Below are 20,605 nucleotides of genomic sequence, written 5' to 3'. Positions count from 1 at the left end.
CGGCGCGCCTAGAATCGTGGGTATGGCTCAGCGGAACACCTGGCAGCGCGATCGCGTGCGCGAAGCCCTCGCCGACGCGCGAGGGTTCGTCAGCGCGCAGAACCTGCACGCCTCGCTGCGCGACGACAACACCGGCATCGGCCTCGCCACGGTGTACCGCGCGCTGGCCGGACTCGCTGCCGCAGGCGACGCCGACTCTCTGCAGAGCCCCGAGGGTGAGGCGCTCTATCGCGCGTGCACGACCCAGGGTCACCACCACCACCTGATCTGCCGCAACTGCGGACTCACCGTCGAGATCGAGGCCACAGACGTCGAGCAGTGGGCGCACCGCACCGCCGCCCTGCACGGGTTCACGGATGCCGCGCACGTCGTCGACATCTTCGGACTGTGCGCCTCCTGCACCAACAAGCGCGATGCCGAAGAGGCAGCGAACGCGTGACCACCCAGGCCGCTCCACGGACGGTGCACGCGCACCGACCCTCCCGATCACCGCGCTCGCCGTGGATCGGAGTGGCCCTCGGCGCCGCGATCGTGGCCGCGCTCTTCCTGGTCGACCGATTCCTGCCGACGCTCTTCACCGCCAGCCTGCCGAGCCGAGCCCAGGACGGGCTGACCCTGGCGCTGAGCGTGCTCATCGAGGCGCTGCCGTTCGTGATCCTCGGTGTGCTGCTCTCGATCGTCGTGCAGGTGTGGCTGCCGGCCGACGTGATCCACCGGTGGCTGCCGAAGCGCGCGTGGGCCCGCCGTGCCGTGCTGTCGCTGCTGGGCATGCTGATCCCCGTGTGCGAGTGCGGCAACGTGCCGTTCGCGCGCGGCCTGATGATGCGGGGCCTCGCGCCGGCGGAGGCGCTGACCTTCCTGATCGCCGCCCCGATCGTGAACCCGATCGTGATCCTCACCACCCACGCGGCCTTCGGCTTCGACGACGGCATCCTCGTGGCGCGCCTCATCGGCGGCTACCTGATCGCCAACCTGATCGGCTGGATCTACAGCCGTCACCCCTCGCCCGACTCGCTGCTCACGCAGCGCTTCATCGACACCTGCGACCGCGTCACGCACGAGCACGGCACCCCGGTGCGCCGCAGCCTCACGCAGTTCCTCATCGAGCTGCGGGCTGTCATGCCTGCCCTCGTGATCGGCTCGGCGCTCGCCGGAGCCGTGCAGGTGCTGATCCCGCGCGAGGTGCTGCTGGCCATCGGCTCGAACCCGGTGCTGTCGATCCTCGCGATGATGGCGCTCGCGATGACCGTCGCGATCTGCTCGAATGTCGACGCGTTCTTCGCACTCTCGTTCGCCTCGACCTTCTCGTCTGGCGCCCTCGTCGCGTTCCTGCTCGTCGGCCCGCTCGTCGACGTCAAGATGCTCGCGCTGATGCGCACGACCTTCACCACCCGCACGCTTGCCGGCATCGTCGGCGTGGTCGTGTTCGCCGCCTTCGCGATCGGGATCGGGGTGAACGTCTTTGTCTGATCACCCCCACACCTCTGACGCGCCTTCGCGCGCCCGGGCGCTTGCCACGCGCTGGCTGGGCATCGGCCTCGCCACGGTCATCTCGGTCGTCACTCTCGGACTCGGCCTGACCGGCCGACTGAACCTCTACATCAGCCCCGAATCGGTGTGGTTCGCATGCGCCGCAGCCGTCGTGACCCTCGCCGGCGCGATCTGGTCGTGCACGCTGCCGCTCGGCGAAGAGGGCGACCACGGTCACGACCATGGCGACAGCCACGAGGCGGATGCCGCGGCATCCCCCCGCCGGTCCTCGGCCCTGGCGGGCACGGTGACCGCCGGTGTCGCGGCCAGCGGCGTCGTGATCGCCGCTCTCGTGCTGCCTCCCGCATCGCTGTCGGTCGAACTCGCGATGTCGCGGGTCGGCGAGCAGACCGCCCTGTTCGCCGGGGCCGACGACGTGACCCTCGGCGTGGCCGACACCGCCACCTTCGGCGTCGGCGACTGGGCGAGCGTGTTCGCGACGGCGACCAACACGGCGGCCTACGACGGCAAGACGGTCACGCTGACCGGCTTCGTCACCCCGACGGATGCCGATGGAGTGAACCTCACCCGCCTGGTCATCACGCACTGCGTGATCGACGCGCAGCCGGCGACCCTGCCCGTCACGATCGATGCCGGAGAGTTCGACACCGGCCAGTGGGTCGAGGTCGAGGGCACGGTCAAGGCGGATGCCGACGGCTCGCTGCACGTCGAACCGACGACGGTCACCGCCATCGACGAGCCTCAGGACCCGTATGAGTACTGACGACCAGCGCCCGGACGAACCGGTGGTTCCGCGCACCCGGGCCGAGCTGCGTGCCGCCCGCGAGGCCGAGGCCGCAGCTGCGTCCGATTCGTTGAGCGAGGACGGCGGAGTCGACCGAGACGAAACGCCTCCCGCGACGGAACCGCGTGCCGTCTCACCCGCCGCTCGTCCGACGGGCGATGTGCGGCCGACTCGTTCGACCTTCGTCCCGCCGGATGCCGACTCGACGACCAAGTTCGCGGCGCACTCGTCGGCCGATTACGTGCCCCCCGCTCGCGCCACGAGCGACGACGCGCCCGCGGCCCCCGCGAAGGCGAAGGCCGAGAAGAAGCCGAGGCCCGAGAAGGCGCCGAAGCCTGAGAGAGCGCCGAGGCCCGAGAAGGTGCCGAAGGCCGAGAAGCCCGCCACCTCGAGCGACCGTCGGTTCCTGCTGGCCCTCGGCGCCGTGCTCGGCATCCTCGTGCTGGTGGGTGCAGGGCTCGGCGTCGTCAGCCTGACTCAGGGCCCGCGCATCACCGAGGTGCAGGTCGACCCGGCTGAGGCGATCGAGACATCCGGCAGCCGTGTCATCCTCACCGCCAACCAGTCTTTGGCCGCGATCGACGAGTCGCAGGTGACGGTCGAACCCGCGGTGCCGTTCACTCTCGATGCCGCAGGCCGTGGCATCGGCATCCGCTTCACCGTGCCGCTCGATGACGACACCGAGTACACCGTGAACGTCGCCGATGCTGTGGGTGCCGGGGGCGGCCCCAGCGCCACGCTCTCGACGAGCTTCTCGACTCCGCCGTCGACGATCTTCCTGCTGCGCAGAGACGCCGACGGCAACGACCAGATCTTCCGCACAGACCTGACGGGCGAGAAGGCGCAGCCCGTCTTCGCGGCCGACAAGATCAACGACTTCCGCGCGACGTCTTCGCAGCTCGTCGTCTCGGTAGAAGAGGACGAAGGCTCGAAGCTGCTCGTGATGGACCGCGACGGCAAGAATCCGCGCGAGCTGACGCTGCCCGGCGTCGGATACGTCGGCGCCATCCAGGTGTCCGACCGCGGGGGTCTGGTCGGCTACAGCTACTCCGACAAGAAGCTCAGCGACACCGAGGGTCGGGCCAGCGTGCTCGTCACGCAGTCGCTGAGCGGCGACGACGAACCGGTGGTGACCGAGGTCGGCGACAAGGAGGCGAACATCTTCGTCTGGCAGTTCGTGCCCGACAGTGCCGCCGTGCTCTTCATCGACTTCGACGGCGCGCTCTCGTTGGTCGATCGCTCGACCGACGCAGGGGTGCAGTCCCTCGGGCTCGCGACGACCATTCAGGGCATCTCCCGCGGCACCTACACGGCGATCGTGGAACGACTCGACGGCTCGGTGGTCGAGCTGAACCTCGCCGACGGCTCGGAGGTGCCGCTCGAGGCATCCACTCCCGACTACGGCTCCGCGATCACGATCACACCGTTCCCCGGCGGCACGCTGCGCCACGTCGTCTCGCGCGACGAGAGCGGGCTGCCCATCGGTCAGGCGATCGTGCGGGTCGACGAAGAGGGAGCCGCGACGCCGCTCGTCGAGGTCGACTCGACCGACTCGATCCTGCAGGCCTGCGCCTCGCCCAGCGGCCAGTATGCCGCGGTGGTGATCGCGCCCGATCTCGCCGACAACCCCTACGACCAGATGCGGCTGCCGCTGCCCGAGAACCTCGAGACGCACCTGCTCGACCTGCGCACGGGTGACGAGATCGTGGCGCTCACCGGTTTCGACGCCTCGTGGTGCCAGACGGCGCCGCAGTTCTGACCGCATGTCGACGGATGCCCTGCACCGAGCGACCCGCTCCGAGCTGAGCGGGTTGCCGGTCGAGGTCGCACCGCTGCTGCTCGGCGCAGAGCTGCGCACCGCGATCGCGGGTTCCGAGGTGCGCCTCCGGCTCACCGAGGTCGAGGCCTACCACGGGCAGGGCACGGGCCCTGAGGCCGATCCCGGTTCTCACGCACGCATGGGCCGCACCGCACGCAATGCGACGATGTGGGGCGAACCGGGGCATCTGTACGTCTACCTGAGCCACGGCATCCACTCGTGCGTGAACGTCGTCTCGGGGTCGGAGGGCCAGGCCGGCGGAATCCTGCTGCGCGCGGGTGAGGTCGTGCACGGGGCGGATGCCGCGGCTGTGCGCCGCCGCGCGACGACCCCGCTGACGGCGACCGCACTGCGTGACCTCGCCAGGGGGCCCGGCCGGTTCGGCCAGGCGGTGGGGTTGCGGCATCCGATCCACGACGGGATCGATGCGGTCACCGGCGAGGAGTTCGAAGGCGCCCGCGCCGAGCTGTGGCTGCGCGACGAACCGGTCGCCGACGTGGCGACCGGGCCGAGAGTCGGTGTGGCGGGAATCGCCGGAACCGCGGCGTTCCCCTGGCGGTTCTGGATCGCCGGCGACCCCACGGTCTCGCCGTTCCGCTGGGGGAGAGGCGCTCAGGCCGAGTCCCTCGGCCGCGTCTGAGACCCGGGCTCAGGCCGAGTCTCTCCACACGACGGGTGTCGGAAGCATGATGCCCTCGCGCGGGCGCTGATCGTCGCGCAGCTGCGCGAGGACGGATGCCGCGGCAGCGGCCCCGAGCCCTTCGGCCGGCTGGTCGACGGTCGAGAGCAGCGGGGTGGTGCGCGTCGCCCAGCTGCTGTTGTCGAAGCCCACGACGCCCACGTCGTCTGGCACACGGCGTCCGGCTTCTCGGAGGGCCCACATCGCACCGGCGGCGACGGCGTCCGACGCGGCGAAGACGCCGTCGATGTCGGGCGCCCGCTCGAGCAGTCGCGTCATCGCCGCGGCCCCGTCGGCGTAGGAGTACAGCGGCACCTCTTCGACGAGGTCGGGGTCGAAGTCGTCGCCGAGAGCGTCGGTGAAGCCTGCGAGGCGGTCGGTGCCCGAGTCTCGGTCGAGGGCGGCGGCGATCATGCCGACCCGCGTCCGCCCCGTCGCCAGGAGGCGTGAGGTCACAGCCTGTGCGGCGCCGCGGTTGTCGACGCCGACCCAGGCCGCATCGACGTCGGGCGGGTGGCCGACGTAGGCGACGGGCAGGTCGAGTCGCATGACGGCTTTGGTGATGGGGTCCTGTGCTCGCGCCGAGACGATGACCGCTCCGTCGACGAACCCGCCGTTGAGATACCGCGCGACCCGTTCGGTGTCGCGCACCGAATCGACGACGAGGCACACCATCTGGTAGTCGGCCTCGGAGAGGGTCTCGTTGGTGCCGAGCATGATCGCGCCGATGTTGGGGTCTTCGAGGAACAGCGCGTGCGGCTCGTGCACGATGAACGCGATCGCCTGCGTGCGCTGGCGCACCAGGTTCTGCGCCGCGGTGTTGGGCACGTATCCGACCTCGCGGATCGCGTCCTCGATCGCCGTGCGCGCGGAGTCGGACACATAGCCGCCGTTGATCACGCGGCTGACGGTTCCTCGCGAGACACCGGCCACACGTGCCACGTCGTGCACAGTGCTGCGGCGGCGTGCGGAAGTGCTCATGGTCGACAGCCTAGCGACCCGGACTTGACGGGATTCACCGCGACATGCGACTATGTGTGCACGTTCACAGAAATCCCGATCGCTGTTCGCATGCCGCGAGCTGTGCACGTGCACACATGAATCGCAAAGGAGCGTCACCGCATGGCCGCCGCAGTGTTCGACCGCATCGCAACCCTCTCCGCAGGGCGCGGCCTCGTCTTCGGATGCGACTACAACCCCGAGCAGTGGGATCGCAGTGTCTGGCCCGACGACGTGCGACTCATGCAGCAGGCTGGCGTCGGACTCGTGGCGATCAACATCTTCGGCTGGTCGTCGATCAACCCGGCGCAGGGCGTGTGGGACTTCACCGCGCTCGACGAGATCATCGCGCTGCTGCACGCGGCCGGCATCCGCATCAACCTCGGCACCGGCACGGCCTCGCCCGCTCCGTGGCTCACCGCCCGCCACCCCGAGATCCTCCCGGTCGGTGAAGACGGCACCGTCTTCATGCAGGGCGGTCGCCAGGGCTACTGCCCGAGCTCGCCGCTCTTCCGCGCCTACGCCGCCGAGGTCGTCACCCGAGTGGTCGAGCGCTACGGAGATCACCCCGCCGTGTCGCTCTGGCACGTGTCGAACGAGCTGGGCTGCCACAACGCGCTCTGCTACTGCGACACGAGCGCCGAGGCGTTCCGCGGCTGGCTGCGCGACCGCTACGACGACATCGACGCGCTCAACCGCGCGTGGGGCACGACCTTCTGGAGCCAGCGGTACAGCGACTTCGACGACGTGCGTGTGCCCGGCCAGGCCCTCTCGCTGCGCAACCCCGGCCAGATCCTCGACTTCCAGCGGTTCAGCTCCGACGAGCAGCTCGCGCTCTACCGCGCCGAGGCTGTGATCCTGCGCGAGCGCAGCGACCTGCCGGTCACGACCAACTTCATGGTCACCGCGCACATCCGCAACCTCGACTACTGGACGTGGGCGGGCGAGATGGACCTGATCGCCAACGACCACTACCTCGACCGTCGCCTCGACGATGCCCGCGGCGAGCTCTCGTTCGCCGCCGACCTGACCCGCGGCCTCGCGCAGGGTGCGCCCTGGCTGCTGATGGAGACCTCGACCGGTGCCGTGAACTGGCAGCCGTACAACCTGGCCAAGGCTCCTGGCGAGATGCAGCGCAACATCGCCGCGCACGTCGCCCGAGGCGCCGACGGCATCTGCTTCTTCCAGTGGCGTGCCTCGACGCAGGGCGCCGAGAAGTACCACACGGCCCTCGTGCCCCACGCGGGCGAGGACTCCGACCAGTGGCGCGAGGTCGTCGAGCTCGGCGGTCTGCTCGACCGCCTCGGCGAGGTCGCCGGCACTCGTGTCGCCGCCGACGCGGCACTGTTCTTCTCCTGGGAGAGCTGGTGGGCCACCGAGAACGAGGGTCGCCCGAGCGAGGCGCTCACGTACCTCGGTCAGGTGCACGCGGCCCACGCGGCGCTGTCGGATGCCGGCGTCACCACCGACGTCGTGCGTCCGGGCGCAGACCTGGACGGGTACAGGCTGCTGATCGTTCCCGCCCTGCACCTCATCAGCGACGCGGATGCCGCAGCGATCGCGCGTGCGGTGGAGAACGGCGCGACCGCCCTGATCACCTTCTACAGCGGCATCGTCGACGACGAAGACCGAGTGCGCACCGGCGGCTACCCCGGAGCGTTCCGCGACCTGCTCGGCATCCGCTCGGAGGAGTTCGCACCCCTGCGCACCGACGAGACCGTCACCCTCACCGACGGCACCACCGCCACGGTCTGGAGCGAGCGCCTCAAGACGACGGATGCCGAGGTCGTCGCCTCGTTCGTCGACGGTCCGGCCGCAGGCCGCCCCGCGATCACGCGCCGCACGGCAGGGGAGGGTGAGGCCTGGTTCCTCGGCACCCAGCCCGCGCGCGAGGACTACCGCGGTCTGGTCGAGCGGCTCGCGGCATCCGCAGGCATCGCGCCGATGCCCGGCGCCGGCCCCGACGTCGAGATCGTGCGCCGCTCCGGCGACGCCGGCTCGTTCCTGTTCGTCATCAACCACGGATCGACGGATGTCGAGATCGCGACCTCGGGTCACGACCTCGTCACCGACGCCGCCGCCACCGGGCTCGTGCCGGCGGGCGCAGTCCGCATCATCAAGGAGGATGTATGACCACCACGCTCACCGCTCCGGCGGTCGCCTCAGCGCCCCGGGCGCCGGGCCGCCGCCGACGGATTCCGCACAAGGGCGCCATCGCGTTCCTCATCGTGCCCTTCGGCGTGCTGTTCGCGCTGTTCTACGTCGTGCCGATCGCCTACGCGTTCTGGCAGTCGCTGCTCGTCGTCGAGCGCGACGGCACCTTCGGCAAGGCCGAGCAGGTGTTCGGCGGCCTCACGCAATACGTGCTCGTCTTCCAGAACGAGGCGTTCTGGAGCTCGATGGGGCGCATGCTGACCTTCGGCGTCGTGCAGGTGCCGGTCATGCTCGGCCTCGCCCTGCTGTTCGCGCTGCTGCTGGATTCGCCGCTCGTGCGCGGCAAGCGCTTCTTCCGTCTCGCGTTCTTCGTGCCCTACGCGGTGCCCGGTGTCATCGCCGCGATCATGTGGGGCTCGCTGTTCTCGCCCAACCTCTCGCCGTTCACCGCGATCACCAAGAACATCGACTTCCTCGGTGCCGACCTGGTGCTGTGGTCGATCGCGAACGTGGTGACCTGGGTCTACGTCGGCTACAACATGCTGATCATCTACTCGGCGCTGCTGTCGATCCCGCAGGAGCTCTATGAGGCGGCGATCCTCGACGGCGCGGGTCAGTGGCGCATCGCCTGGTCGATCAAGATCCCTCTCGTTCGCCCGGCGATCGTGATGACCGCGATCTTCTCGATCATCGGCACGCTGCAGCTGCTCGCCGAGCCCCAGGTCTTCCGCTCGTTCAGCTCGGCGGTGACCAGCACGTTCACCCCGAACATGACCGTCTATGCCACGGCATCCATCCCGAACACCAACCTGGCGGCGGCCTTCTCGGTCGTGCTCGCCGTGACGACCTTCCTGCTGTCGTTCGGGTTCATGAAGTACATGCAGCGCAAGGAGCAGAACGCATGAGCACCATGACGATCGTCGCCCCTGGGCGGGGCTCCCGCGGCAAGGCCCCGCGCGGAAAGGCCGCTCGCGAGTCGGGCATCTCCCGCACGGGCGCCATGCTGATCATGGCCGTGTTCACGGTCTACTTCCTGCTGCCGCTGTGGTGGCTGCTCGTCGCGTCGAGCAAAGAGACCGGCGACATCCTCACCACCGCCCCGCTGTGGTTCGCCGACTTCCACCTGCTCGACAACATCGCCGAGCTGTTCGCCTACCGCGACGGCGTCTACCTGCGCTGGCTGATGAACTCGGTGCTCTACGCGGCCCTCGGCGGCGCCATCGCCACCCTGCTCGCCGCCATGGCGGGCTACGCGCTGGCGAAGTACCGCTTCCCCGGCCGCGACCTGATGTTCGACATCGTGCTCGGCGGGGTGCTCGTGCCAGCCACCGCGCTCGCGCTGCCCCTGTTCCTGATCTTCAGCCAGGCGCAGCTGACCAACACGTTCTGGTCGGTCTTCCTGCCCTCGATCGTGAGTCCGTTCGGCGTGTATCTGGCACGGATCTTCGCGGCCTCCTCGGTGCCCGACGAGCTGCTCGAGGCGAGCCGACTCGACGGCGCGGGCGAGATCCGCACGTTCTTCACCGTCAGCATCCGTCTGATGACCCCGGCACTGGTGACGATGTTCCTCTTCCAGTTCGTGGCCATCTGGAACAACTTCTTCCTGCCGATGATCATGCTCCGATCCGAAGACCTCTTCCCGGTGGTCTTCGGTCTCTACAACTGGAACAACCAGCTCAACCAGCTGCCAGAACTCCGCGGTCTCGTGCTGATCGGCGCTCTGCTGTCGGTCATCCCGCTGATCGTCACATTCCTCCTGCTGCAGCGCTTCTGGCGCAACGGACTGGGCGCCGGCGCCCTGAAGTGAGCAGGCAGCCGCCCGGATCCACCGGGCGGCGCACCACCCGCACCACCCTCACCCGCACCACCCCCATCGCATCCACGAAAGGATCGAAATGCAGCATTCGAAGATGAAGGCAGCCGCTGTCATCGCCATCTCGGCGTTCGCGCTCGCCGGTTGCTCGGCATCCGGCGCAGACAGCTCCGGCACGGGCGGCGACGCCGCCTCGTGCGCCCCGGCGGACGGCGACGTCACGCTCGAGTTCACCTCCTGGATCCCCGGCATCGAAGACGTCGTCGAGATCTGGAACGAGGCCAACCCCGAGATCCAGGTCGACGTGCAGACCGGCCCCAACGGCAACGGCGGCACGTACCAGAACTTCTTCAACCAGATCAAGGCGGGCGATGCGCCCGACCTCGGCCAGGTCGAGTACGACGCACTGCCGAACTTCCTCGTGCAGGACGGCCTCGAAGACCTCAGCGCCTGCGAAGACGTGGTCGCCTCCGAAGACAAGTTCGTCGACTGGGCCTGGGGTCAGGTGACGCTCGGCACCGAGGGCGTCTACGGCGTGCCGCAGGACACCGGCCCCATGGGGCTGTTCTACCGCGCCGACCTGTTCGAGCAGAACGGCATCGAGATCCCCACCACGTGGGACGAGTATCGCGAGGCCGCGGTCAAGATCCGCGAACTCGGCGGGTACATCACCAACTTCTCGCAGTCCGACATCAACCAGTTCGCGGGCTTCGCCTGGCAGGACGGCGCGCAGTGGTTCTCGAGCGACGACGAGGGCTGGACCGTCTCGCTCGCCGACGACGCCACCACCACGGTCGCGGACTACTGGCAGAGCATGCTCGACGACGACCTGGTCGCGACGGTCCCCGCGTGGACCGACGAGTGGAACAACGCCTACAACTCCGGTCAGGTCTGGACCTGGAACTCCGCCGTCTGGGGCGCCAACTCGATCTCGAGCGGCGCACCCGACACCGCGGGCAACTGGGCCGTCGCACCGCTCCCGCAGTGGGAGGAGGGCGGGTCCGCCGCCGGCAACTGGGGTGGTTCCTCGACCGCCGTGCTCAAGGGCAGCGAGCACCTCTACGAGGCGACGAAGTTCGCGCTGTGGCTCAACACGTCGGATGAGGCGCTGACCGCCCTCGCCGAGGCGGCCAACCTCTACCCGGCCACCACTGCGGGGCTCGACCTTCCGGTCTACGCCGAGGGTGTCGAGTTCTACGGCGGACAGAAGATCTACGACGTCTTCGCCGATGCCGCCACCCAGGTCTCGCCCGACTTCGCGTGGGGCCCGACCATGACCCAGACCTACTCGGACGTGTCCGACGGGTTCAAGGCCGCGGTCAGCGGCAGCGGAACGCTGCTCGACGCGATCGAGAAGGGTCAGACGGCGACCGTCGACGCGCTCAAGGCCGCGTCGATCCCCGTCAAGGAGTAACACCTCTCGGAGGCCCGCCCGTATGCTCACGGGCGGGCCTCCCTTTTCGTCTGGAGCGGCAATGAGCGCACTCGTCCACCTGACCTCCGCCGGCGTCAGTGTCGTCATCGACACGACCACCGCGCGCCTGCTGCACTGGGGGGCGGCGCTGGAGCCTGCCGATCTCGACGCGCTCGCGGCGTCGTCGACCGGGTCGGTGACGTTCAGCTCGTTCGACGACCCGCGCGCATTCCCGCTGCTCGCCGTCGAAGCAGACGGCTGGTCGGGCGCACCGGCGCTGGCCTGGCACCGGGGCGGGCTGCACAGCGCACCGCTGCTTCGGTCTGTCGGGTGGGACTCGACGGCGACCTCGCTGCGGGCGGAGTTCGCGGATGCCGCGGCCGGGGTCACGGTCGTGCTCGACCTCGCGCTGGATGCCGGGGGAGTGCTGACCGCACAGGTGGCGGTGACGAGCACCGCTGACCGTGCCGAGCCGCTGGATCTGCTGGCCGCCCGCATCCTGCTGCCTGTTCCTGCCTACGCGACCGAGGTGCTCGATCACACCGGACGCTGGACCGGCGAGCGTCACCCGCAACGAGGTGCCCTGCGGCACGGAGCGCATCTGCGTCAGGTGCGCCGCGGTCGTGGCGGGCACGACGCTCCCTACCTGACCGCGGTCGGCACCGACGGGTTCGGCTTCCGCCGGGGCGAACTGTGGACCGCCCATGTCGCGTGGAGCGGTGACCTCGAGGTCGGCGTCGAACGACTCCCCGAGGGCGCCGGAGTGCACGGTGCGGTGCTCGGCGGAGGGGAACTGCTGCTTCCGGGCGAGATCCGGCTCGGCGCGGGCGAGGCCTATGTGTCGCCTCAGGTGTTCCTCGCCTACGGCGACTGCGGACTCGACTCGGTGTCTGCCCGACTGCACTCGGCAGTGCGTGCGTTCGCCGCGCACCCGACCGCACTGCGCCCCCTCGTGCTGAACACGTGGGAGGCCGTGTACTTCGACCACGACCCGGCGAAGATCGTCGAGCTCGCCGAGGCCGCGGCATCCGTCGGAGTGGAGCGGTTCGTGCTCGACGACGGCTGGTTCCGCGGACGCCCCGACGACCGCTCGGGGCTCGGCGACTGGTTCATCGACGACGCGAAGTGGCCAGACGGCCTGCGCCCCCTCGCCGACCACGTGCACGGACTCGGGATGCAGTTCGGCCTCTGGTTCGAGCCCGAGATGGTGAATCCGGTGTCGGACCTCGCCGAACGGCATCCGGACTGGGTGCTCCAGGCGTCACCCGAGTCGCCCACCTGGCGTCACCAGAAGGTGCTCGACCTCTCGAACCCGGATGCCGCGGCCTACGTCTTCGAGCGCATCGACGCCCTGGTGTCCGAGATCGGCGTCGACTTCATCAAGTGGGATCACAACCGCGACCTGCATGCCGCGGTGTCGCCGCGCACGGGTCGTGCCTCGGTGCACGCGCAGACCGCCGCGTTCTACGCCCTGCTCGATGCGCTGCGCGAGCGGCATCCGTCGGTGGAGATCGAATCGTGCGCGAGTGGCGGCGCCCGCGTCGACCTCGGCGTGCTGCAGCGCACCCAGCGCGTGTGGGCGTCGGACTCGAACGATCCCATCGAGCGACAGCGCATCCAACGCTGGACCGGCACTCTCGTGCCGCCCGAGCTCGTCGGCTCGCACGTCGGCCCGCCGATCGCCGAGACGACGCACCGCGCGGCATCCCTGCCGTTCCGCATGACGACCGCGCTGTTCGGGCACGCCGGCATCGAGTGGGACATCACCCGATGCACGTCGGAGGAGCGCGAGATGCTGTCGCGGTGGACCGCCCTCTATCGCGAGCTGCGGCCGCTGCTGCATTCGGGCTTCACTGTGCGCAGCGACGAGGTCGACGAAGAGACGCTGCTGCACGGTGTCGTGGCGGGTGACGGCTCGCGGGGTGTGTTCGCGTGGGTGCGGCTGGGGGCCTCGGTCGACGGGTTCACGCCACGCACCCGCATTCCCGGACTGGTTGCGGGGGAGCGGTACAGCTTGCGCGTCCGCGAAGACCTCGGGTCGGTCTCGCGGCACCAGGTGTCGGACCCCGCATGGGTGGACACCGGCATCGAGGCGTCGGGTTCGTTCCTCGAATCGGTCGGCGTACCGCTGCCGCTGCTGGCGCCCGGGGCGGCCCTGCTGCTCGAGGCCGTTCGGGTCTGATTCCGGACCGTGCTAAACTGACTCTTTGTCTGCGCACACTCCTGTGCGTAGTTCGCGTGCTTCCCCTTCTTCGGCCGAGAGATCGGCGCTGCAGGGTGGCGCGCAGACAAGGGATCTTGGGTGAGGCCGTCCGGCCTCACGGTATAGAAGGAGTCACCATCATGGCAGCAGTGTGCCAGGTGACCGGAGCTGTTCCCGGCTTCGGTCACAACGTCTCGCACTCGCACCGCCGGACGAAGCGCCGCTTCGACCCGAACGTGCAGAAGAAGACCTATTTCGTCGCTTCGCTCGGTCGTAAGATCACGCTCAACGTGTCCGCCAAGGGCATCAAGGTGATCGATGTCCGCGGCATCGAGAACGTGGTCAAGGACCTCCAGGCGAAGGGTGTGAAGCTCTAATGGCCAAGAAGGCTCAGGACGTACGTCCGATCATCAAGCTGCGTTCGACGGCAGGTACGGGTTACACGTACGTGACGAAGAAGAACCGCCGCAACACCCCCGACCGCCTCGTGCTCAAGAAGTACGACCCGGTCATCCGTCAGCACGTCGAATTCCGAGAGGAGCGTTGATCAATGGCTAAGAAGAGCAAGATCGCTCGCAACGAGCAGCGCAAGGTCATCGTCGAGCGTTACGCAGAGCGTCGCGCCGAGCTGAAGAAGACCCTCGTCGACCCGAACGCCACCGACGAGGCTCGCGAGGCCGCACGCATCGGCCTGCAGAAGCTGCCGCGCAACGCGTCGCCGGCTCGCGTGCGTTCGCGCGACGTCATCGACGGCCGCCCCCGCGGTGTCCTCACGAAGTTCGGCGTCTCGCGCGTCCGCTTCCGTGACATGGCACACCGTGGCGAGCTGCCCGGTGTCACCAAGTCGAGCTGGTAAGTCTCAGCAGACAAGCCGAAAGGGGCGAGGATCTACGGATCCTCGCCCCTTTCGCGTGCCCGGGGGGCTTCGCCCCGGCATCCGCTCCTCCGCTCCGGCATCCGCTCTTCCGCCCCGGCATCCGAGCCCCGCATTGCCCACTCCCTTGTGTCTCCTCTGCGCCTCGGGAGGAGAACTGCGCTTGGGGAGGAGCGATCTCGAGAATTCGTCCTCCCGAAGCGCAGTCCTCCTCCCGGCGGATGCTCACGTGTGTGGGCTGTGTGGATGTGTGGGCGTGGGTGGGCGCGGGTGGACGGGCCCGGGCGGCCCGGTGGCTGACGCACTGAGAGGTGCCGTGGTGCGGTCGGGCGTGACGAACATGGGGGAGGGTCGAGGGCGGCGTGACCTCTTCTGCACGGATGGGGATCTGAGGCAGCGGGGCACGAATCGTGGATGCCGTGTCGATCGCGGATGCGGGCATCAGCGATCCTCGACGGGTGAACCCCAGACAGGCGCTGGTGCAGCGCGACGGCGTGGCCCGCACCGAGACCCTGAAACGGCTCGGGGTCAGCAGGCACGCGCTTCGATCGTCTGTTCAGAGGGGTGACGTCATCGCTGTTCGCCGAGGCTGGGTCGCGCTGCCGGATGCCGACCCGATGCTTCTCGCGGCTGCCCGTCGCGGGGTGTTCCTGAGTTGTGTCACGCTCGCGTCGCGGAAAGGGCTGTGGGTGCTCGGCGCCTCGCAACCGCACGTCGCTGCTCCGGCGCGATCAGGCCACGTGAACTTGTCCCGCGGCACGGTGCATTGGAACGAACCGGTGTTCCCGCGTGATCCGGACTCGCGTGAGGACTCGCTCGAGAACGCGCTGATCCTGGTCGCGGGGTGCCAGCCGTATGAGAGCGCCCTCGCGACCTGGGAGTCGGCCATGCGACAGAACCTCATCGCACCCGGCGTCCTCGAGCGGGCACCGCTTCCGCCCGCCGCTCGACGTCTGCTTGCGGATGCGCGGCAGTTCGCCGATTCCGGAACCGAGAGCATCTTCCAGGTGCGGCTGAGATGGCTGGGGATCCCCGTGGTGCCGCAGGTCTGGATACTCGGCCACCGAGTCGACTTCGTCATCGGCGAACGGCTCGTGGTGCAGATCGACGGCGGTCATCATGTCGGTGAACAGCGGACGAGCGACATCGCCCACGACGCTCTTCTGAAGCTGCACGGCTATCACGTGATCCGCATCGGCTACGGCCAGCTGATGAGCCAGTGGGCGCAGGTGCAGCAGTTGATCCTGACCGCGATCGGGCAGCGACTGCACGTCGCGGCCTGAGTCATCCGCATCTCTCTCACCACCGGCATCCCCCTTCGGCCCCTGCGCACCCTCCGCCGTGCCCGGACCCGCATCCCTCGGGAGGAATACTGCGCTTCGGGAGGAGAGAATCCGCAGATCTCTCCTCCCGAAGCGCAGTTCTCCTCCCGAGGCGCAGCACGACGTGGGGCGAGAGCGCCGCAGACGGCCCGAGGCGCGAGGGCCACACCCCCGGCATCAGGCGACGGATGCTGTCGCGTGCGCCACCGCCCAGGTCAGTGCGTAGTCGGCGATCTCTTCCCAGCCGTCCTGGCTGACGAGGCGGTGGGTGCGGCCGGCGTACTGCTTGTACTCGACGACCGCGGGGCTGCCGCTCGACCGGTACTTCTTGACGATCGCGCGGCCGATGGCGGGCGGCACCACGTGATCGATCTCGCCCGTGATCACGAGCAGCGGGGCGCGGTCGGCGCGTGCGTAGTCGACGTGGGTCACGCCGCCCTTCTCGTTGAGCACCGAAGTCACGCCTTCGAAGAAGACCCTGTTGTAGGAGTTCACGGCGTACTCCTCCCAGAGTGCGTCGGATGCTGGACGCGAGAGGTCATTGCCGAACGTGAAGTGGAAGTGGCGCTTCGACAGCGGCTTGGCGCCGCTGCGTCCGAAGGGGTTCGAGAGGATCGGCGTGCCGGTCCAGAGGGTCGAGAGGGGGAGTGCGGTGACGCCGGCGGTCTGTCCGGGGGCGACCCCTACATAGGCGGAGCCGAGCCCGCGGTCGGCGAGCATCTGCGTGAGAACGCCGCCGAACGAGTGGCCCATGATGATCGGCTTCACCGGAAGCGCGCGGATGATGCGCTCGTAGTTGTCGGCGATCTGCTTCAGGCCGATGCCCTTGAGGGCGGATGGATCGCGGCGGATGTCTTCGACGGAGCGGTCGTCGATGCCGGGCCACCCCGGGATGATCACTTCGTGTCCCTGGGCGCGGAAGCGCTCGGCCCAGGTGTTCCAGCTCTTCGGCGTCATCCAGAGTCCGTGGAGCGGGTCGCACCGGCGTTCTCGCGCACCGCGCGCTCGGTCGTCGAGTCCCACCGCCCGCGCTGACACGCGCAACTCGGGACTGCGCCTCCCTCGGGACTGCGCCTCCCTCGGGACGGCGCCTCGGGAGGAAGACTGCGCCTCGGGAGGAAGACTGCGCCTCGGGAGGAAGACTGCGCCTCGGGAGGAGAGGTTCGGCAGATCTCTCCTCCCGAGGCGCAGTTCTCCTCCCGGAGCGCAGCACGATGCGGGGAGAGGTCGACCAGTCGCAGACCCGCTACAAGTCGCGGAACGGCGGCGGCGTTCGACCCCTCCGCAGAACGCCTCACGAGTCACATTCGTCACTTCTGCACCACGACACGCCGCCTAAAACCCCAAAACCCGCGAAATGACGCGGAAATGTGGGTGGTGGTTGGTACATTCAAGGCGGTCACTCGACCAACGGAGGGCAGTCGCCCTTCGAACACCAACGATGCGACGGGAACCTCGTCGCTGGAGGATGACATGGCTGACAAGTCCATCACCAAGACCGAGCTCGTCGCGAGCATCGCTTCTGCCACCGGCCAGAGCCAGGCCACCGTCTCGGGTGTCCTCGACGCGCTGTTCTCCTCGGTCTCCGACGCTGTTGCCAAGGGCAGCAAGGTCTCGATCCCGGGCTGGATCTCGTTCGAGCAGGTCGCAACCGCAGCTCGCACGGGCCGCAACCCGCAGACCGGTGCCGAGATCAAGATCCCGGCCGGCCACCGCGTCAAGGTGACCGCTGGTTCCAAGCTCAAGGCTGCCGTCAAGTAAGACTGCACCTCTTCGAAGGCCGCTCCCGATCCGTCGGGGGCGGCCTTCGTGCTCCCACCCCGAATCCGCGGCTTAGGCTTGAGGGGTGAGTGCCCGCGCCGTGCAGACCCCGAACCGCTCCGCGTATCGCGCGGGCGGAATCGGCATCCTGCTCGCGACCGGATTGATCGGCGTGCTGATCGCCCTCATGATCGGCGGAGGCGCGGCGCCGCTGCTGCTGCAGGATCCGGGTCCGTTCGTGCGCTGGGCCACCCCCATCGTCAAGCTCGTGATGAACATCGCGGCTGCGGCGATGCTGGGCTCTCTCGTGCTGGCGCTGTTCGCGTTGCGCAGCGAGGAGAAGTCATTCGACACGGCCCTCAACACGGCCTCGGCGGGCGCGGCCGTCTTCACGGTCACCGCGGGCATCAGCGGATTCTTCACGTTCATGGCCGCCTTCAACCCGCAGCTGAGTGCCGAACGCGAGTTCGGCGAGCAGCTCGGGCGTTTCCTGCTGCAGCTGCCGCTGGGTCAGTCGTGGCTGATCACGACGATCATGGGCTCGGTGACCACCGTGCTCGCGTTCGCGTGGCGCACGTGGACGCCCACCCTGATCACGGCGATCCTCGCCGCGGCATCCTTCCTCCCGTTGGCGACCCAGGGGCACTCGGGTGAGCTCGCGGGCCACAACATCGCCGTGAACTCGATCCTGCTGCACACGATCGGCGCGGCGGTGTGGCTCGGAGGTCTGCTGCTCGTCGTGATCCTGCGTGATCGCTCCGGCGTGGGCACCGCGCGGCTGGTCAGCCGCTACTCGAGTCTCGCGATCGCCGCCTTCGCGGTCGTCGCGATCTCGGGCCTGGCGCGTTCCATCGTGTCCTTCGGCGACATCTCGCAGCTCTGGACGCCCTATGGCACGATCCTGCTCGCGAAGGTCGTGCTCCTGGTGGGCATGGGCCTGCTCGGCGCCTGGTACCGCATCCGCCTGATCCCTCGTCTCGAAGGGCCGGGGGCAGCACGCTGGTTCTGGATGCTGGTGCTGTGCGAGGTCGCGCTGATGGGTCTCGCCTCAGGAGCAGCCGCCGCGCTCGCGCGCACGCCTCCGCCCACCGGCGAGGAAGCCGCGTTCGTGCAGACGCCGGCCGAGAACCTCACCCGCTCACCCCTGCCTCCCGAGTTCACGATCGATCGCTGGTTCACGGCGTGGGACATCGACGTGCTCTGGCTGGTGGCCGCAGGCTTCGGCCTCTTCTTCTATCTCGCAGGGGTGCGCCGTCTGCGACTGCGAGGCGACCGCTGGCCGATCCACCGCACCGTCTTCTGGGTGCTGGGCATGCTGATGCTGCTGTGGGTCACCGGTGGCCCGATCAACGCCTATCAGGAGTATCTCTTCAGCGTGCACATGCTGGGGCACATGATGCTGTCGATGGCGATCCCGCTGCTGCTGGTCTCAGGGGCGCCGGTCACGCTGGCCCTTCGTGCGATCCACAAGCGCGACGACGGCACCCGTGGCGGCCGCGAATGGATCATGTGGGCGGTGCACTCGCCGTTCTCGAAGGTCGTCACCCACCCGTTCGTCGCAGCGGGCATCTTCATCCTGTCGCTGTGGGCCTTCTACTTCACCGACCTCGTGCGCTGGTCGATGTTCGAGCACCTCGGCCACGAGTGGATGGTCGCGCACTTCCTCATCTCGGGATACCTGTTCGTGCTGAGCCTGGTCGGCGCCGACCCCGTGCCGTACCGCCTTCCGTATCCCGGACGCCTCATCACCCTGATCGCGATCATGGCCATGCACGCCTTCTTCGGCGTCGCGATCATGATGCAGGAGGGGCTGATGGTCGCCGACTGGTTCGGGTCGATGGGGCGCACCTGGGGCCCGTCGCCGCTCGAAGACCAGTACATCGGCGGTGGCATCGCGTGGTCGATCGGTGAGATCCCGACCCTGATCCTCGCGATCACCGTGGCGATCCAGTGGAGCCGCAGCGACACCAAGCTGCAGAAGCGCCGCGACCGGCACGCCGACCGCACGGGCGAGGCCGAGCTCGAGGAGTACAACGAGAAGCTCGCGGCCCTCGCAGCGCGCGATCTCCGTCAGGCCGAGCGCGAAGCGCGCTGACCGTCCCGACGGGCGATCAGCCCGTCGACTCCTCGTCGGGCGACCCGACGCGGATCGACACCTTTCCGTCCGGCAGGATCGTGATCGAGCCGTTGACCTGGAACGGCACGTCCTCCGACACTTCCTGAACCGAGCCGTCGAAGAGCGACCGGATCTCGACCTCGACGTGTGCGACCGCATCCGTCGGCGGGATCTTCCAGTGCCCGCCGTCAGGAACGACACTCACCTCGGGCTGAGCGGTGATCGACCACTGCGGCAGCGAGGCGAGGCGGTTGCGGACCTCGAAGCCGAAGGGGCACGCGGTCGGCTGCAGCACCTCCTGGGTTGTGCAGGAGATGAGGAACTCCTCGACACGCTGCTGCACCACGCCGATGAACTCGGGGGTGGGCTCGGTCTGCACGTCGACGGGGGTGGTGGCGAGCGGGGTGTCTGCGAGGACGCCGACACCTTCGGAGTCGGCGATCGCCGTGTCTACGGTGACCGAGTACAGCCCCGGCGTGAAGACGAGCAGCGGCAGGGGGTCGAGGGGGGCGGCCTGTGCACCGGCAGCCGACACCTGGCGGCGGTCCATCTCGAAGCCGTTGACGGCGAACTGATCGGCGCCGCGCAGCGTGAGCTCGACCACGGCGAGGGGGCTCGTCGTGAAGCGCCAGTTCGGGGTGACCCCGGCCCAGCCGTCCTGCTCGATGGTGAATGTGGTGGTGCCGGCGTGCCCGCTCGCCTTGAACGAGACGGTGACCTCGGTCTTGCCGGCGTCGTCGGGCTTCTCCGACAGCACCTCGACATCGGTGAGCGGAGCGAGGGCCGAGTGGCGCAGCAGGGCCTCTGACGCCGTGGCTCCGATGCCGGCGACCTCGAGCGTCTCGCGATCGATCGCGACGCCCGGCACGCGAAGGGCATCGGCCGCTCGGCCTTCGGAGAGCAGATCGAGATACCGCACGACGAAGGCCGACGGTCCGTAGAACTGCTGATAGAGGGTGGCCCCGCCCGCGCCGAGAGCGGCGACGAGCACGAGGCCGACCACAGCGAGCAGCGCGAGATCGGCAGCGAGACGCGCGCGCCGGGGCGCCTTCGTCTCGACCTGCTGCATGGCGTCAGTCTAGAAGCGCGGCCTGGGACGATGCCGTGCGTGAGGCGATGTGCGTCAGGGGCTGTCGCTGTGTCCGTCGGATGCCGGGCGGCGGCGCCACGTAGCAT

19 protein-coding genes are annotated in these 20,605 nt (G+C 68.8%); 16 read left to right on the top strand and 3 right to left on the bottom strand.

Features of this window, described 5'->3' with window-relative positions:
* The first annotated feature begins 22 nt into the window (after positions 1-22).
* From RQG82_RS05385 to RQG82_RS05365, 5 genes are read left to right on the top strand one after another with little or no spacing between them, the layout of a single operon-like run.
* Complete coding sequence (locus tag RQG82_RS05385; protein ID WP_042540517.1) at positions 23-439, top strand: Fur family transcriptional regulator; 417 nt, start codon at positions 23-25, stop codon at positions 437-439.
* A complete protein-coding gene (locus tag RQG82_RS05380; protein WP_311258100.1) occupies positions 436-1,470 on the top strand; it encodes a permease in 1,035 nt (344 codons plus the stop codon). Before RQG82_RS05385 ends, RQG82_RS05380 begins: the two co-directional genes overlap by 4 nt.
* A complete protein-coding gene (locus RQG82_RS05375; protein WP_311258099.1) occupies positions 1,463-2,254 on the top strand; it encodes a TIGR03943 family putative permease subunit in 792 nt (263 codons plus the stop codon). Before RQG82_RS05380 ends, RQG82_RS05375 begins: the two co-directional genes overlap by 8 nt.
* Positions 2,244-4,034 carry an Ig-like domain-containing protein gene (locus RQG82_RS05370; RefSeq protein WP_311258098.1) on the top strand — a complete coding sequence of 597 codons (1,791 nt, stop codon included), beginning with the start codon at positions 2,244-2,246 and terminating at the stop codon, positions 4,032-4,034. Before RQG82_RS05375 ends, RQG82_RS05370 begins: the two co-directional genes overlap by 11 nt.
* Positions 4,035-4,038: 4 nt before the next feature.
* Entirely contained in the window at positions 4,039-4,734 is a 696-nt protein-coding gene (locus RQG82_RS05365; protein ID WP_311258097.1) for a DNA-3-methyladenine glycosylase, read from the top strand.
* A gap of 9 nt (positions 4,735-4,743) precedes the next feature.
* Here the strand turns inward: RQG82_RS05365 and RQG82_RS05360 are convergent, their stop codons facing one another.
* Positions 4,744-5,754, bottom strand: coding sequence for a LacI family DNA-binding transcriptional regulator (locus RQG82_RS05360; RefSeq protein ID WP_311258096.1), 1,011 nt, complete (start codon positions 5,752-5,754; stop codon positions 4,744-4,746).
* A 141-nt stretch (positions 5,755-5,895) separates the two neighbouring features.
* Here RQG82_RS05360 and RQG82_RS05355 point away from each other — a divergent pair, with 141 nt between their 5' ends.
* The 9 genes from RQG82_RS05355 to RQG82_RS05315 all read left to right on the top strand — a co-directional run bounded on the left by RQG82_RS05355 (position 5,896) and on the right by RQG82_RS05315 (position 15,513).
* Positions 5,896-7,905 (top strand): beta-galactosidase, encoded by a 2,010-nt coding sequence (locus RQG82_RS05355; RefSeq protein WP_311258095.1) that lies wholly within the window; start codon positions 5,896-5,898, stop codon positions 7,903-7,905.
* Positions 7,902-8,831, top strand: coding sequence for a sugar ABC transporter permease (locus RQG82_RS05350; protein ID WP_311258094.1), 930 nt, complete (start codon positions 7,902-7,904; stop codon positions 8,829-8,831). The genes RQG82_RS05355 and RQG82_RS05350 overlap by 4 nt, the downstream gene beginning before the upstream one ends.
* The gene (locus RQG82_RS05345; protein ID WP_396653556.1) at positions 8,828-9,733 is read left to right on the top strand and encodes a carbohydrate ABC transporter permease; all 906 of its coding nucleotides are present in this window, start codon (positions 8,828-8,830) and stop codon (positions 9,731-9,733) included. Before RQG82_RS05350 ends, RQG82_RS05345 begins: the two co-directional genes overlap by 4 nt.
* 88 nt (positions 9,734-9,821) lie before the next feature.
* Positions 9,822-11,153: an extracellular solute-binding protein gene (locus tag RQG82_RS05340; protein ID WP_311258093.1), complete on the top strand. Its 1,332-nt coding sequence runs from the start codon at positions 9,822-9,824 to the stop codon at positions 11,151-11,153.
* 61 nt (positions 11,154-11,214) lie between these two features.
* Complete coding sequence (locus RQG82_RS05335; protein ID WP_311258092.1) at positions 11,215-13,335, top strand: alpha-galactosidase; 2,121 nt, start codon at positions 11,215-11,217, stop codon at positions 13,333-13,335.
* A 161-nt stretch (positions 13,336-13,496) separates the two neighbouring features.
* Entirely contained in the window at positions 13,497-13,733 is a 237-nt protein-coding gene (rpmB, locus tag RQG82_RS05330) for a 50S ribosomal protein L28 (RefSeq protein ID WP_042540533.1), read from the top strand.
* Positions 13,733-13,903 carry a 50S ribosomal protein L33 gene (rpmG, locus tag RQG82_RS05325; protein WP_017203558.1) on the top strand — a complete coding sequence of 57 codons (171 nt, stop codon included), beginning with the start codon at positions 13,733-13,735 and terminating at the stop codon, positions 13,901-13,903. The genes rpmB and rpmG overlap by 1 nt, the downstream gene beginning before the upstream one ends.
* A gap of 3 nt (positions 13,904-13,906) precedes the next feature.
* On the top strand, positions 13,907-14,212 hold the full coding sequence (gene rpsN, locus RQG82_RS05320; protein ID WP_311258091.1) for a 30S ribosomal protein S14: 306 nt from the start codon (positions 13,907-13,909) through the stop codon (positions 14,210-14,212).
* Between the two features lie 428 nt (positions 14,213-14,640).
* Positions 14,641-15,513 (top strand): DUF559 domain-containing protein, encoded by an 873-nt coding sequence (locus RQG82_RS05315; protein WP_311258090.1) that lies wholly within the window; start codon positions 14,641-14,643, stop codon positions 15,511-15,513.
* A 216-nt stretch (positions 15,514-15,729) separates the two neighbouring features.
* On the opposite strand, the gene RQG82_RS05310 is transcribed toward RQG82_RS05315, so the two are convergent.
* Positions 15,730-16,575 (bottom strand): alpha/beta fold hydrolase, encoded by an 846-nt coding sequence (locus tag RQG82_RS05310; RefSeq protein ID WP_311258322.1) that lies wholly within the window; start codon positions 16,573-16,575, stop codon positions 15,730-15,732.
* Between the two features lie 450 nt (positions 16,576-17,025).
* Here RQG82_RS05310 and RQG82_RS05305 point away from each other — a divergent pair, with 450 nt between their 5' ends.
* Both RQG82_RS05305 and RQG82_RS05300 read left to right on the top strand, forming a co-directional pair.
* Positions 17,026-17,313, top strand: coding sequence for an HU family DNA-binding protein (locus RQG82_RS05305; RefSeq protein ID WP_042541574.1), 288 nt, complete (start codon positions 17,026-17,028; stop codon positions 17,311-17,313).
* Between the two features lie 187 nt (positions 17,314-17,500).
* The gene (locus RQG82_RS05300) at positions 17,501-19,408 is read left to right on the top strand and encodes a cytochrome c oxidase assembly protein (protein ID WP_311258321.1); all 1,908 of its coding nucleotides are present in this window, start codon (positions 17,501-17,503) and stop codon (positions 19,406-19,408) included.
* 16 nt (positions 19,409-19,424) lie between these two features.
* Here RQG82_RS05300 and RQG82_RS05295 read toward each other — a convergent pair whose 3' ends face one another.
* Positions 19,425-20,498 carry a hypothetical protein gene (locus RQG82_RS05295; RefSeq protein ID WP_311258089.1) on the bottom strand — a complete coding sequence of 358 codons (1,074 nt, stop codon included), beginning with the start codon at positions 20,496-20,498 and terminating at the stop codon, positions 19,425-19,427.
* Positions 20,499-20,605: the final 107 nt, after the last annotated feature.

The sequence above is a fragment of the Microbacterium sp. WCS2018Hpa-9 genome (assembly GCF_031843745.1).
In the GTDB taxonomy this organism is placed as follows: Bacteria; Actinomycetota; Actinomycetes; order Actinomycetales; family Microbacteriaceae; genus Microbacterium.
This window is presented reverse-complemented; position numbering and strand designations above follow the sequence as displayed.